13 protein-coding genes are annotated in these 13,232 nt (G+C 53.9%); all 13 read right to left on the bottom strand.

The features are described 5' to 3' along the window. Positions 1 to 140: 140 nt before the first annotated feature. Entirely contained in the window at positions 141 to 2,360 is a 2,220-nt protein-coding gene (locus KP806_RS26580) for a methyl-accepting chemotaxis protein (RefSeq protein ID WP_224726765.1), read from the bottom strand. Positions 2,361 to 2,518: 158 nt separating this feature from the next. Continuing rightward, positions 2,519 to 4,540, bottom strand: coding sequence for a Fe(3+)-hydroxamate ABC transporter permease FhuB (fhuB, locus tag KP806_RS26575; protein ID WP_318153849.1), 2,022 nt, complete (start codon positions 4,538 to 4,540; stop codon positions 2,519 to 2,521). 38 nt (positions 4,541 to 4,578) lie between these two features. Further along, positions 4,579 to 5,613: an ABC transporter substrate-binding protein gene (locus KP806_RS26570; protein WP_224726763.1), complete on the bottom strand. Its 1,035-nt coding sequence runs from the start codon at positions 5,611 to 5,613 to the stop codon at positions 4,579 to 4,581. Positions 5,614 to 5,825: 212 nt separating this feature from the next. Beyond that, complete coding sequence (locus KP806_RS26565) at positions 5,826 to 6,224, bottom strand: F0F1 ATP synthase subunit epsilon (RefSeq protein ID WP_224726762.1); 399 nt, start codon at positions 6,222 to 6,224, stop codon at positions 5,826 to 5,828. A 21-nt stretch (positions 6,225 to 6,245) separates the two neighbouring features. Further along, the gene (gene atpD / locus KP806_RS26560) at positions 6,246 to 7,652 is read right to left on the bottom strand and encodes a F0F1 ATP synthase subunit beta (protein ID WP_224726761.1); all 1,407 of its coding nucleotides are present in this window, start codon (positions 7,650 to 7,652) and stop codon (positions 6,246 to 6,248) included. Between the two features lie 78 nt (positions 7,653 to 7,730). After that, positions 7,731 to 8,591, bottom strand: coding sequence for an ATP synthase F1 subunit gamma (gene atpG, locus KP806_RS26555; RefSeq protein WP_318153847.1), 861 nt, complete (start codon positions 8,589 to 8,591; stop codon positions 7,731 to 7,733). Positions 8,592 to 8,779: 188 nt separating this feature from the next. Continuing rightward, complete coding sequence (atpA, locus tag KP806_RS26550) at positions 8,780 to 10,285, bottom strand: F0F1 ATP synthase subunit alpha (RefSeq protein WP_224726760.1); 1,506 nt, start codon at positions 10,283 to 10,285, stop codon at positions 8,780 to 8,782. A 25-nt stretch (positions 10,286 to 10,310) separates the two neighbouring features. Next, positions 10,311 to 10,850: a F0F1 ATP synthase subunit delta gene (locus KP806_RS26545; RefSeq protein ID WP_224726759.1), complete on the bottom strand. Its 540-nt coding sequence runs from the start codon at positions 10,848 to 10,850 to the stop codon at positions 10,311 to 10,313. Then, complete coding sequence (atpF, locus tag KP806_RS26540; protein ID WP_224726758.1) at positions 10,847 to 11,329, bottom strand: F0F1 ATP synthase subunit B; 483 nt, start codon at positions 11,327 to 11,329, stop codon at positions 10,847 to 10,849. The genes KP806_RS26545 and atpF overlap by 4 nt, the downstream gene beginning before the upstream one ends. A gap of 91 nt (positions 11,330 to 11,420) precedes the next feature. Continuing rightward, positions 11,421 to 11,636 (bottom strand): F0F1 ATP synthase subunit C, encoded by a 216-nt coding sequence (gene atpE / locus KP806_RS26535; RefSeq protein WP_091189914.1) that lies wholly within the window; start codon positions 11,634 to 11,636, stop codon positions 11,421 to 11,423. 87 nt (positions 11,637 to 11,723) lie between these two features. Further along, entirely contained in the window at positions 11,724 to 12,488 is a 765-nt protein-coding gene (gene atpB / locus KP806_RS26530; RefSeq protein ID WP_224726757.1) for a F0F1 ATP synthase subunit A, read from the bottom strand. A gap of 22 nt (positions 12,489 to 12,510) precedes the next feature. Next, positions 12,511 to 12,879 (bottom strand): ATP synthase subunit I, encoded by a 369-nt coding sequence (locus KP806_RS26525; RefSeq protein WP_224726756.1) that lies wholly within the window; start codon positions 12,877 to 12,879, stop codon positions 12,511 to 12,513. Further along, the gene (locus KP806_RS26520; RefSeq protein WP_224726755.1) at positions 12,872 to 13,105 is read right to left on the bottom strand and encodes an AtpZ/AtpI family protein; all 234 of its coding nucleotides are present in this window, start codon (positions 13,103 to 13,105) and stop codon (positions 12,872 to 12,874) included. The genes KP806_RS26525 and KP806_RS26520 overlap by 8 nt, the downstream gene beginning before the upstream one ends. Between the last annotated feature and the right edge of the window lie 127 nt (positions 13,106 to 13,232).

Genomic DNA, 13,232 nt, shown 5'->3' with positions numbered 1-13,232 from the left:
AGGATAACAATTCCAACGTATATTTATGTATTCTTGCGTTTAGTGCTGTCTTCCGGGATGCAAAAAAACCGCGAGCCGGCCGGCTCCCGGCTTGCTGCGGTTTCATCCCTATTGCTTCTAGGCTGCGATAAAAGCAAGGTTTAGCGTAATCTGGACTCGGTCAGCTTGAACTGGCCTACGAGCTGCTGCAGCAGCGTCGTAATCGATTCGACGCTTTGCGACGTTTGCCGCACATTCGTCATTTCGCCGATCAGCTCCTGCACCTTGCTCTCCACGTCGGCGGATACTTGCCGGTTCGCGCGGCTGACGAGCGCGATTTTCTCCATCAGCTCCACAACCTCGTCCACCACCTGCGTCTTCCGCAAATCCTCCGCATGCGCCGCCGCGAGCGTTCTTGCGGCAGTTGCGACAAGCTGATTGCCTTCCTCGACGACGCGGGTCCCTTCGTCCATTGAAGCATAAGCCTGCTTTGCTTCCTCGTAAATATGACGGGTAATGACATGTACCTCTTCCGTCGAGCGTTTCGTCATTTCCGCCAGCTTCCGGATTTCCGAAGCGACGACGGCGAAGCCTCTGCCCTGCTCGCCGACGCGCGCAGCTTCGATAGACGCATTGAGCGCCAGCAAATTCGTCTGAGCCGAAATTTCCTCGATCACATGGAGCACGCCTTGGATTTCCTGAACGGTCTCCATGAACCGGTGAATCGTTCCGTTCGTTTCGCCCACCTTGGCGGAAATATGGTGCATCTTGTCGCCGATCCGGTCGACTTCGGCTTTGGCCACCGCGATTTGACCGGCCGCCTGCTCCTCAATCGTTCTTAACGTGGAACGCATATCGCCGGCCGCATCCTTCGCCAAATCGATATCCTTAAGCTGCAGCCGGATGCTGCCGAGCATGTCCCCGACCTTGCCGCTCACCCGCTCCGTCGATTTTGCCGTAACTGCCGCGGATTCGTTCAGCACGTTCTGGCTGGACAGCACGTCGGCCGAAGCCAGCTTCACCTGCAGCATAATCCCTTCCAGAGAATCGATCATATTATTGATCCACTTGGCCAAATCCTTCGATTCGTCATTATCGAATTCGGAGAGGGACAAGCGCTTCGTCAAATCCCCTTTGCCTTCCGCGTTCGAGCGGATGAAGCCGTTGATTTTGCGCAAATCCGAGACGACGCGCTTCGACTCCTTCGCCTGGAAAGCTCCGCTGACGAACAGGACGAACAACAGATTAAATGCGCCTGCCGCCGCCGCCGTTACCCAGATTGTCGAAATCGCTGCGATAAATACGATTAGCAGCACCATTAATACACTTAACGTGATGCCCGCCGCCAGCTGCAGTTTGCGCTGCCTCCACCCGATGCTGCGGATGCGGTACACCTCCTCCAAATCGCCCTCGCACATCATTCCCCATATGTCTGGGCAATGCGGCAGCTGGAAGGTCACTCCTTTCCCGATAACCGGAATATGACGGTAGTCCGAATAACCCGGAAATTCGACAAACAAATTGCTCCCGCTGCGGATCGTATTCGCTACGCCGGGATGGAGCTGGCCTGTGGCCGGGTCGGTAAACATAATTTCAAGCTCCGTATGCTCCTTGATCGATACGACGCCCCAGTCCGTCGTCACGCCGTCCTTCAAATTTTCCCCGTGCGTGAAGGTCCGGTCCTCGAAGCGGCTTCGCGACAGCGCCATGCCGGGCGGAATATCGGTGTTCAAGGCGGGTTTCGCCATAAATATGTAGTTGTCCCCGGAATCCGGATAGACGTGCCCCGATTCTCTCTGAATCAGATCGCCGATGACGTCATTCGGTATTCTGCCGCAAAGCGTGCCGGCGAAGGTGCCGTTAACCGTCAATGGAAAAATAAACATCAGCGTCATTTGATCGTGAAAGGAGGAGGAGCGTGCGCCGAGCTTCAGGGTCAGCGGATCCCGGTACGGCCCGTACAGGCAGTTTTGCCGCTTGTTGCCGCCGCCGCTGCCCGAATACCGGAGCCCCGCTTGAAAGGCGCCGCTCTCCTTGTAGCTCGTCCCGATATGCGGGGCGTATGTCGAGCTCACAACGGTCTGACCGGCGTCCAGCACAAACAGCTCGGTGAAATCGATGGCTCTCGCATAGGCACCCTCCAGCAGTCTTGCAGCTGCTGCATGCTCCGCAAAGCTTTGACCGTCCGCCAGCAGCGGCGACAGCTGCTCGGCCAGCCGTCCGAGTCGGCTCCAGCAATCGGCAGCCCATGCGTTCAGCAGCTCCTTGCGCGTCTCGGCGATGCCTTCGAAGGTTTGCTCCACATCCTCCTTAAGATCCTTATTCAGATGCCATGAGACCCATAACGGAAATCCTACTTTCGCACCAAGCCAATCAAACATATGAATCTCCCCCCGCCTGCGCAAACGTCGTTGATGTTAACTATATTAACATATGATTATGAGATTTTCATTCAGAATATTAGAATTTACAACAGAAAAGGGCAAAACATGACATGATTTCCGCCAGTTCTGCCCTAAAACACGAATATTAAATGATATTATCTTTTTTTCCTTCCGCTTGCCTGCCTCATAAGCCACATAAAATACGGAGCGCCTATTAACGCGGCAATTAGGCCTGAAGGCACTTCTTTAGGCGCAAATAACGATCTTCCCAGCAGATCGGCCAGCACCAGCAGAAGCGCTCCGAGCAGAGCGGTTAACGGCACAAGCTTGCGGTAATGCGGGCCGACAAGCATCCGGGTAATATGCGGCGCGATCAGGCCGACAAAGCCGATCGATCCGACGACGGACACCGCGGCGGCTGCCAGAGCAACGCCGAGACCGCCTACCCACAGCCGCGTCCGGTCTACCTTTAAGCCGAGATTCGTCACCGTCGCGTCCGAGAACTGCAGCACGTCGATTTTACGCGCAAGCAGCCACGCGATCGGCAGCAGAATGACCGGCCAATAGATCAGCTGCCAGAAATCCTCCCACGTTCGCGCATAGGTTGTGCCGGCGAGCCAGACGAGCGCCGAAGCGACCGTCAACTTCATCCGGATGACAAGAATTTGCACGATCGCGCTGCCTACCGCAGATACGCCCAGGCCGAGCAAGGCGACAACCGCCGGCTGAAAACCGCTTTTCCGGCCCAGCCAGAACACGATAGCCGACACGAGCACTGCTCCGGCAAAGGCGCCCGCAGGCAGCCACTGGACCGGCAGGCCCGTGAAGATGCCTAGGACGGTCATCGCTCCGACGCTTGCCCCGGCCGTAACCCCGATAATCGACGGGTCGGCCAGCGGATTTCGGACGACGCCCTGCAGCAGCAGGCCGCTCACGGCAAGCGCCGCACCCGCAAGCGCGGCGACAAGCGTACGCGGCAGCCGCATCTCCCACACCATCTTCCTCACTCCGTCTTCGCCCTCTCCGAGCAAAGCGGCGATGACATCGCCGATTGGAAGCCTCAGACTGCCGAAGGCCAAGCTGGCGATAATCCCCGCAACAAGCAGGATAGCCGCGCCTGCCGCCAGCACCGGATACGGCGCCTTGGCCAGGCTCTGCGAGGCGGCAGCAGTTGTCTGAGGCGCCCCTTCTCGCTTCGCCTTAACCGTCTGGAGCACCAGCCAGACGAGCCATGGCCCTCCGATCAAAGCCGTAACCGCTCCCGCCGGCAGAGGCCCAAGCGAATGCTTGAACTGCATGGCGACAATATCCGCGGCGATTACGATAACCGAGCCCCAGATGAACGATGCCGGCAGCAGCGCGATAAACCGTTTGGCGCCCAGCATCCTCATCAAGTGCGGTGCTATCAAACCTACAAAGCCGATCGGTCCGACGACGCTTACTGCGACTGCGGCAAGCAAAACGGCGATGGCCAAGCCTGCAAAACGAAGCTGCCACGCTTTCTGGCCGAGCGACGTGACCGTGTCCTCATCCATCTCCATAAGGTCCCATTTGCCGGACATCAGCAGCGCGGCGATCATGCCGGCCGTTATCCAAGGCCACGCGTGGACGACGCCGTCCCAGCCGTTCTGGACGAGCGAGCCGGAGCCCCATACAAACAAGCCCATCGTCTTTTGTTCATAGAACAGCTGCAGCGCCGCGATGAAGGAGCTCAGCGTCATCGTCACGATCATGCCCGAGAGGGCCAGACGCACCGGTGACGCCTTCGTGCCGCCAGCCATTGCGAATGCCAAAACCGCCGCCAGCGCCGCGCCGGAGAAGGTCAGCAGCAGCGGAAATTTGGAAGCCAGCGCAGGCAAATAAATCGTACAGACCGTCAAGGCAAAAAAAGCGCCCGCATTAATGCCAAGCGTAGCGGCCGATGCAAGAGGATTGCGCGTCGCGTTCTGCAGCAGCGCTCCGGCTACAGCCAGCGCCCCTCCGACCAAAATCCCGATGACGGTTCTCGGCATTCTTAACGACCAGATAATATTGTGCTCCATGGCGTTTTCATCCGACACCAATGCATTTACGACTGTCTTCAGCGGAAGATCGGCTTCTCCCTGCGTCAGATGGAAGGCAGACAGCACAACAAGCAGAAGGAGCCCCGCTGCTGACAGCAGCAGAGGGCTCTTCACAGGTTGTTGCTTATGCTGCCGGGCGTGTGTCCGGCTCATTACTTCGTTAACAGCTCGGTCACTTTAGTCGCCAGCTGCTCAGCGGACAATGGACCGCCGAAAGGCCAAATGCCGTCTAGATCGTACAAGCGGTTTTCCTTCACGAATTGAAGCTCTTTGTACACATCGTTTTTCGGGAGCAGCTCGGAGAAGATCGTATCTTCAGGGCTGATCGTGTACAGCACGCTTGCTTGCTGCGCTTTCGTCAGGCCTTCAAGCGATGTTTCCGAGTAGCCGTACACTTGGAACGCTTCGTCCTTGTGAGCGTTTTTCAGACCGATTTTGCTTAGAATCGACATTGCCATCGAATTGTCCGTGAACAAACGGAAGGTTGGTACGCCGTCTGTGCTCCAAGCTTGTGTCATAACAACTTCATGATTTTCCTTACCTGCCGCTGCAAGCTTCGCTTTGTTGTCCTCGAACGCTGCTTGGAGGTCGGCAAGAACCTTATCGCCTTCAGCTTGTTTGCCTACGGCAGCCGCAATCGCCTTAAACGTTTCTTCCATCTCGGAGTATTGATCCCCTTGGCCCTCTTCCGGGTAAGGGTTGAAGATCAGGGTAGGCGCGATATCGCTAAGCTGATCGTAAATTGCTTCGTGGCGGAATTTAACGCCGATGATCAGATCCGGATCGATGCTTGTAATCGTCTCGATGCTTGGCTCCTGGCGTGTGCCGACATCGACAGCTGAACCGTCCAGCTGCTGCTCCAGGGAACCATACCATACTTTATAACCTTCCGTATCGGCTACGCCCGCCGGTTGAATGCCAAGAGCGAGCAGGTCTTCCGCATAAGTCCATTCCAGCACGACTACTTTTTTCACTTCGCCGGTCACTTCGGTTTCGCCAATGGCATGCTTGATGGTGCGAGTCGCATTCGGATCTGCGGCATTTGTCGCTTCGCCGGCATTGTTCGTTTGCTCCGCCCCTTGATTCTCGCTTCCGGCATTGTTGCCGCCGTTATTCGTACCGCCGCAAGCAGCCAGAAACACGACCATAGCTACAAGCATAAAACTGATAAACTTCATCCGCTTCATTTTCTAACCCCCATTTGATAATGTTTCTCAACCAATCTTTCTATATGATAAGGATTCTCATTCTCGTTGTCAATGAAGAAAATGATTTCTTTTTCACTGAAAGCTCTTACATTTTGCAATTTGTGTCAATTCCGTTACAAGGGCAATTTACTGTTTGCCTAACAAAAAAACACCGCTTCCGCCCAAAGGCGAAAACGGTGTTTAATCGATGCTTATTTTTGCTTCACGTTCAGACGGTTCATCGCGCGCTGCAGAGCAAGCTCCGCACGGCGGTAGTCCACTTCGTCGCGCTTCGCAGCCAGACGCTGCTGGGCGCGCTGCTTTGCGGCTTCCGCACGCTCGATATTGATGTCGGTCGACAGCTCAGCGCTCTCGGCAAGAATAACGATCTTATCCCTGCGTACTTCGATGAAGCCGCCGTTAACCGCCACCACGTCTACTTTTCCGTTGCGCTTAATAGTAACCGGAGCAATGCGAAGCGGAGTTACAAGCGGAATATGATTCGGCAAAATGCCGAGCTCGCCTTCCACGCCGGTAACGCTGACCATGTTCGCCGTCTCCTCGTACACTTTACGCTCAGGAGTTACGATTTCTACCAAAAAGGTACTCATGTGGATTCCTCCCGCCTTTCATTAAGAAAGCGTTTTGGCTTTCTCCACGGCCTCTTCAATCGTACCTACATACCGGAAAGCTTCTTCCGGAAGGTCGTCATGTTTGCCCTCGAGAATTTCTTTAAAGCTGCGAACGGATTCTTTAACAGGAACGTATTTACCAGGCGTACCTGTGAACGGTTCGGCAACGTGGAACGGCTGGGACAGGAACAGCTGGATTCTGCGCGCGCGCGAAACCGTCAGCTTGTCTTCCTCGCTCAGCTCGTCCATACCAAGGATCGCGATAATATCTTGAAGCTCTTTGTAGCGCTGAAGAATTTTCTTCACGCCTTGAGCTACGTTGTAGTGCTCTTCGCCCAGTACTTCAGGCGTCAGGATACGGGAAGAAGACGCGAGCGGATCCACCGCAGGGAAGATACCCATCTCGGAAATTTTACGCTCAAGGTTCGTCGTTGCGTCCAAGTGGGCGAACGTCGTTGCAGGAGCCGGATCCGTGTAGTCATCGGCAGGTACGTAGATCGCTTGGATCGAAGTAACCGAACCTTTTTTCGTCGAAGTGATACGCTCTTGCAGCTGACCCATTTCAGTTGCCAGTGTTGGCTGGTAACCTACTGCGGATGGCATACGGCCGAGAAGGGCCGAAACCTCGGAGCCTGCTTGCGTGAAACGGAAAATGTTGTCGACGAACAGAAGAACGTCTCTGCCTTCTTCGTCACGGAAATATTCAGCCATCGTCAGACCCGTCAAAGCAACGCGTTGACGCGCGCCCGGCGGCTCGTTCATTTGTCCGAATACCATCGCCGTTTTGCTAAGAACGCCGGAGTCCTTCATCTCGTGGTAAAGGTCGTTACCTTCACGAGTACGTTCGCCGACGCCGGCGAATACGGAAATACCGCCGTGCTCTTGCGCGATGTTGTTGATAAGCTCTTGGATCGTAACTGTTTTACCTACACCCGCGCCGCCGAAAAGACCGATTTTGCCGCCTTTTGCGTATGGTGCGAGAAGGTCGATAACTTTAATGCCCGTTTCGAGAATTTCCGCTTGCGTGGACAATTCGTCGAATGCCGGTGCCGGACGGTGAATTGGAAGATTGATTGTCGACGAAGCGTCACCGGCTTCGTCAATCGGCTCTCCGAGTACGTTAAATACGCGGCCGAGCGTCGGAGCTCCAACCGGAATCGTGATCGGCGCGCCAGTATCTACAGCTTCCATGCCGCGTACAAGACCGTCAGTCGTGCTCATGGCTACGGCACGTACTTTATTGTCGCCGAGGTGAACGGCAACTTCAAGCGTCAAGTTGATGTCCAGGCCGCCTGCTTCGCCTTTTTGCTCGATTTTGACAGCGTTCAAAATTTCCGGCAAATTGCCGCGTTCGAACTCCAAGTCTACGACCGGACCCATGACGGATACAACTTGTCCTTTTTTCATGGTTTACCCTCCTGGTTCCTTCTTGTTACTGCACGCCGGACAGCTTATCGCAAGCTCCTAGCCGCTGCAGGTTATCTATTACGATTGCGCGTTCGCTCCTGCGACGATCTCGGAAATTTCCTGGGTAATCGCCGCTTGGCGCGCACGGTTGTAAGTGAGCGTCAATTGGTTGATCATCTTCGTCGCGTTTTTCGTCGCGCTGCCCATTGCCGTCATACGAGCGCCGAATTCGCTGGCTTTGCCGTCCAGTACCGCGCTGTAAATAAGCGTCTCCGCATATTTAGGAAGCAGCACCTCAAGCACGCCTTCCGGCGACGGCTCGTATTCGTACGTCGCAACAGATGCGCTGCCTTTCACTTCTTCAAGCGGAAGCAAACGGGTTTCTGTCGGAATTTGGGTAATGGCGTTAACGAATTGATTGTAATACAGGTAAAGCTCATCATAAGCGCCTTCTGCAAATTTCTGAACTGCAGTGTAAGCGACGGTTTTGATGTCCGCAAACGTAGGAGCGTCCGGCAAACCGGTTACTTCCTCCACGATCGGCATGTTGCGGCGGCGGAAATAATCCCGGCCTTTGCGTCCGATGACGAACAATACATATTCGTCTGAGGATTTATGCTTTTCGCGAATCGTTTGCGTCACTTTACGAAGAATATTCGAGTTATAACCGCCCGCAAGACCACGGTCCGACGTAATAACGAGATAGCCCGTTTTTTTGATCGGACGGCTTTCAAGCATCGGATGTTTCACATCCTTGGTGCCGGCTGCGATGCTCGCTACGACTTCCTTCAGCTTCTGAGCGTAAGGACGGGATGCTTGCGCAGCCTCCTGAGCGCGTCTCAGCTTGGATGCGGCGACCATCTCCATCGCTTTCGTGATCTGCTTCGTGTTTTGTTTGCTCTTGATTTCGCGTTTAATATCGCGCATGCCTTTTGCCACTTGGTTTCACCCGCCTTTGTTGCGTTGGAGCCCGCTTGATTAAACAAGCAGAGCTCATCCCGCCTGTTGTTGGTAGGAGTAAAGATTATGGAGCAAGCCCGGATGGTGTCTCGCGGGCTTGGCTATTTATCGTTATGCCTCCCCGGCATTTCGGGGAAATGAACGAGGGTTATTTCCCCGAAAACCGCTTAAGCAAAGCTTTTCTTGAATTTGTTGATCGCCTCAACGAGAGCTTTCTCGTTGTCGGCAACAAGGTCCTTCGTATCGCGGATCGATTGTCCGATTTGCGGATGGTTCGAATCCAGGAACGCCAGGAACTCTTTCTCGAAGCGAAGAATGTCGCTTATTGCGATATCATCCAGGTGGCCTTTAACAGCAGAATAGATCGAGATAACTTGCTTCTCAACCGGCATAGGCTGGTTAACGCCTTGCTTCAGGATTTCCATCGTGCGCGCACCGCGGTTCAGACGGGCAAGCGTCGATTTGTCGAGGTCGGAGCCGAATTGCGAGAACGCTTGAAGCTCACGATATGCCGCAAGGTCAAGACGGAGCGTACCGGCAACCTTCTTCATCGCTTTGATTTGAGCGGAGCCGCCTACACGGGATACGGAAATACCGACGTTAACGGCCGGACGTTGACCCGAATAGAACAGATCGGCTTCAAGGAAGATTTGTCCGTCCGTAATCGAGATAACATTCGTAGGAATGTACGCCGATACGTCGGATGCTTGCGTTTCGATGAATGGCAATGCAGTCAGGGAACCGCCGCCTCTTGCATCGCTAAGCTTGGCTGCACGCTCGAGCAAGCGGGAGTGCAGGTAGAATACGTCACCAGGGTAAGCTTCCCGGCCCGGTGGACGGCGGAGCAGGAGCGAAAGCTCACGGTATGCTGCCGCTTGTTTCGACAAATCATCGTAAATAACGAGAACGTGCTCGCCTTTGTACATGAAGTACTCACCCATCGAGCAGCCTGCGTACGGAGCCAGGAACAAGAGAGGAGCCGGATCGGAAGCGCCGGCTGTAACGACGATTGTGTACTCCAGCGCGCCGTGGCGGCGAAGAGTTTCCACAACGTTAGCAACCGTGGATTGCTTTTGGCCGACTGCGACATAAATACATTTTACGCCGTTGCCTTTTTGGTTGATGATCGCATCGATCGCGATCGCCGTTTTACCGGTTTGACGGTCACCGATAATAAGCTCACGTTGTCCGCGGCCGATCGGCACCATCGCGTCAATCGCTTTGATACCCGTTTGCATTGGCTCATGAACCGATTTACGGTCGATAACGCCAGGCGCCGGGGATTCGATTGCGCGCGTATGAGTTGTGTTGATTGGTCCTTTGCCGTCAAGCGGCTGGCCAAGAGGGTTTACAACGCGGCCGAGAAGCTCTTCGCCTACTGGCACTTCCATGATGCGGCCTGTGCGTTTTACTTGGTCGCCTTCACGGATATCCGTGTACGGTCCAAGGATAACGACACCGACATTGCTCTCCTCAAGGTTCAAGGCCATACCTACAACACCGTTAGCGAATTCGAGCAATTCACCCTGCATCGCGTTCTCAAGTCCGTGTACGCGGGCGATACCGTCACCGACATTGATTACGGTGCCGACGTCTACGACTTGAATTTCGGATTTATATTGTTCGATCTGTTGTTTAATCAGCGTGCTGATTTCATCAGGTCTGATACTCAATTCGTTCACCCCTGTCTAAAGTGCATTAGATTTTAAACGATTTTTGTAAACGCTCAAGCTTGCCGGACAAGCTTCCGTCGTACAGACGGTCGCCGATGCGCACTTGCAAGCCTCCCAAAAGCGATGGTTCCACAACTTGCTGGGCAATAATCTTCTTGCCGGTCATTTGGCCGAATTCCGCCGCAACGCCTGCAAGCTCCTCATCGGTCAGCGCTTTGGCGGAATAAACCGTCGCATGCGCTTGCCCGAGAGCTTCACCCGCGATTTTCGTAAAGGCCTCGTAAACCTCTCCGATCACGGCTTGGCGTCTGCGGGTAATCAGCAATTCCAGCGTATTGATGACGAGCACGGATACGCGATCGCCGAATGCCGTTTTCAGCAGGGCGATTTTCTTATCCGGATCGATGCTAGGCAGAGAAAGAAACTTTTGAATGTCCTGATCCTGCTCAAGCGTTTCCGCGATCAGCTTCAGCTGAGCCTCTACGTCGGAAACGGCCTGCTGCTGGGCGGCCAGCTCAAACAATGCTTTAGCGTAGCGCTTCGCTACGACCGTATCCCGGCTCATTTGCTTCCAACTTCTTTCAGGTATTGATCAACCAGCTGCTCCTGGGATTTCTCGTCAACCTGCTTTTCGATGATTTTGGAAGCGATTTTCACGGAGATGCCGCCAACCTCTGTGCGAAGGGCAGCAATCGCTTTGTTCTTCTCGCTTTCGATATCCTTCAGCGCATCGTCCTTCAGACGGGTTGCTTCGTTTTTAGCCGATTGAACGATTTCATCCGCTTGCTTCGAGCTGGTCGTTCTAGCTTGCTCGATAATTTCGTAAGCTTCCTTGCGAGCCTGCTGGAGTGCCGCCTTCTGCTCTTCCATTTGCTGCTCGGCTGCTTTGCGGCTCGTTTCAGCCGTGTTCATTTGTTCAAGGACAAGCTCTCTGCGCTTCTCCATGATCGCGAACAATGGTCCAAATGCGTACTTGCTTAACAGCCAGTACAATATACCAAATGCAATAATCGCATATACTGTCGATTCCCAATGCCATGACATAGAAGCCACTCCTTTCTTACCACAGTAATGTCTTAATCACAACGAAGGCGAAGAGGGCTAGGCCTTCCCCGCCATTCCATTTGTTCAATTATTAAGCGCTGAAGAAAGCCAAGAAGCCGATAACTACGCCGATGATAGGCACAACTTCGACGATACCTACACCGATGAACATTGTCGTTTGAAGCTTGCCTTGAAGCTCAGGCTGACGAGCGATACCTTCAACTGTTTTGCTGACGATCATACCGTTACCTACGCCTGCGCCAACGGCGCCCAAACCTACTGCCAATGCTGCTGCCAAAATTTCCATCTTGTAAATCCTCCTCAATAAAATATGTTTTGTTGTTTTATAGCCAAACCCCGAGCGATTAGCTCGCTCAAGAAATTAAGCGCCGTGCTAGTGGTGGTCGTCCTCGTCGTGAATCGCCGCTTGGGAAATGTACACCATCGTCAGCATTGTGAACAGGAACGCCTGAATGCCGCCGACGAAAATACTAAAGCCCTGCCATGCGATAAGGAACGGAATGCCGACCCATTTGAGCATCAGAATCGTTGCGATCAGCACCTCGCCCGCATAAATGTTGGCGAATAGCCGCAATGCAAGTGTAACCGGCTTCGAGATGGTCTCAATGATGTTGACCGGGAAGAAAATCGGATACGGGTGGAAATAGTGCTTCAAGTAATGCTTGTTGTTAAGCTTCAGACCCAGGAAATGCACGATGACGAATACGATCAGGGCGAGCCCCGCCGTTACCGAGATGTCGGCCGTCGGCGATTTCCACCAGGCGATCTCAACGTGTCCGCCTTTCTCTTCCAACAGCTCCTCGGTAATTCCGATCGATTCGTGCGCGTGGTGCGTATCCGTCACGATACCGAACGGCAAACCAAGCAGGTTGGAAATGAAAATGAACATGATTAGCGTCATGCCCAGCGACAAGAACGGCTTAACGCGGTTCAAAGGCATCGCGCTGGAGATGAGGTTATGAACGAAATCGACGACCCACTCCAGAAAGTTCTGCATCTTGGAAGGGTTGTCCACTGAAAGGTTGGCTACTGCAAGCCTTGCAACCAGGAAGGTTACGAGCGCCGAAATGGTGATGGCGATAAAGCTGGCAAGCTCGATGTTGAACGGGCCAACCGTCACTATGGGAAATTCATGCATGTAAAATTTTCACCCCTTTCCGCTAAGATTGTCGTTTATTGTGGATATAAGCTGCTGCCAGAAGAATAAACGGCATGACCATACAGCCGATCAATGCGGCCGGCATGCTGAACTTCTCGGGAAAACGATAGGCAAGCATAGCAACAAGCAGCACTGTCGCAATGCGGCTCCCCAGTCCCAGGGTGCGCCTTGCCGGTCCAAGCCCCGCTGCCCCTAAGGTAACCATTTCCACGCGGCGTCTAAGTAAAAACGCATTCATGGAACCCGCTGCCAATCCGAGCAGAAGACCGAGAGCTGCAGTTCGCCACTCCGGAAGGAAAGCCCATACTATCAGGCATACAGCCATCAAGTAAAAAAGCGTCCGTACCGCTGTCTTCATTATTTTATCCATCGGATTCCTCCATAACCTTCTTAACGAGCAGAATGGCTGAGAGTAGTCCGACAGCCAGACCGACCAGTATGCCTCCGATCGTCCATCCTTTCCCGCCGCCTAAACGGCCGTCCAGGTAGGATCCGATCCAGTAACCTAGAAAAATACAAACAGCGACTTGAATGCCGAGTGCGCCGACAAGGCCGGCGGCAAATAGCGGATCGTCTTTTCTGCTCTTTTTCGTCATAGGCTCATACCCCTGTCAATCCTCATTTATTTTATCGAAGCGGCGCAAGGTTTGTCAATTGATAAAACTGCAAACATTCCGTGAACAGATCGCCCAAATCCCTTGATTTATATGGTATTCCGAGCGC

This window comes from Paenibacillus vietnamensis, from assembly GCF_020169515.1.
Classification (GTDB): Bacteria; Bacillota; Bacilli; order Paenibacillales; family Paenibacillaceae; genus Pristimantibacillus; species Pristimantibacillus vietnamensis.
This window is presented reverse-complemented; position numbering and strand designations above follow the sequence as displayed.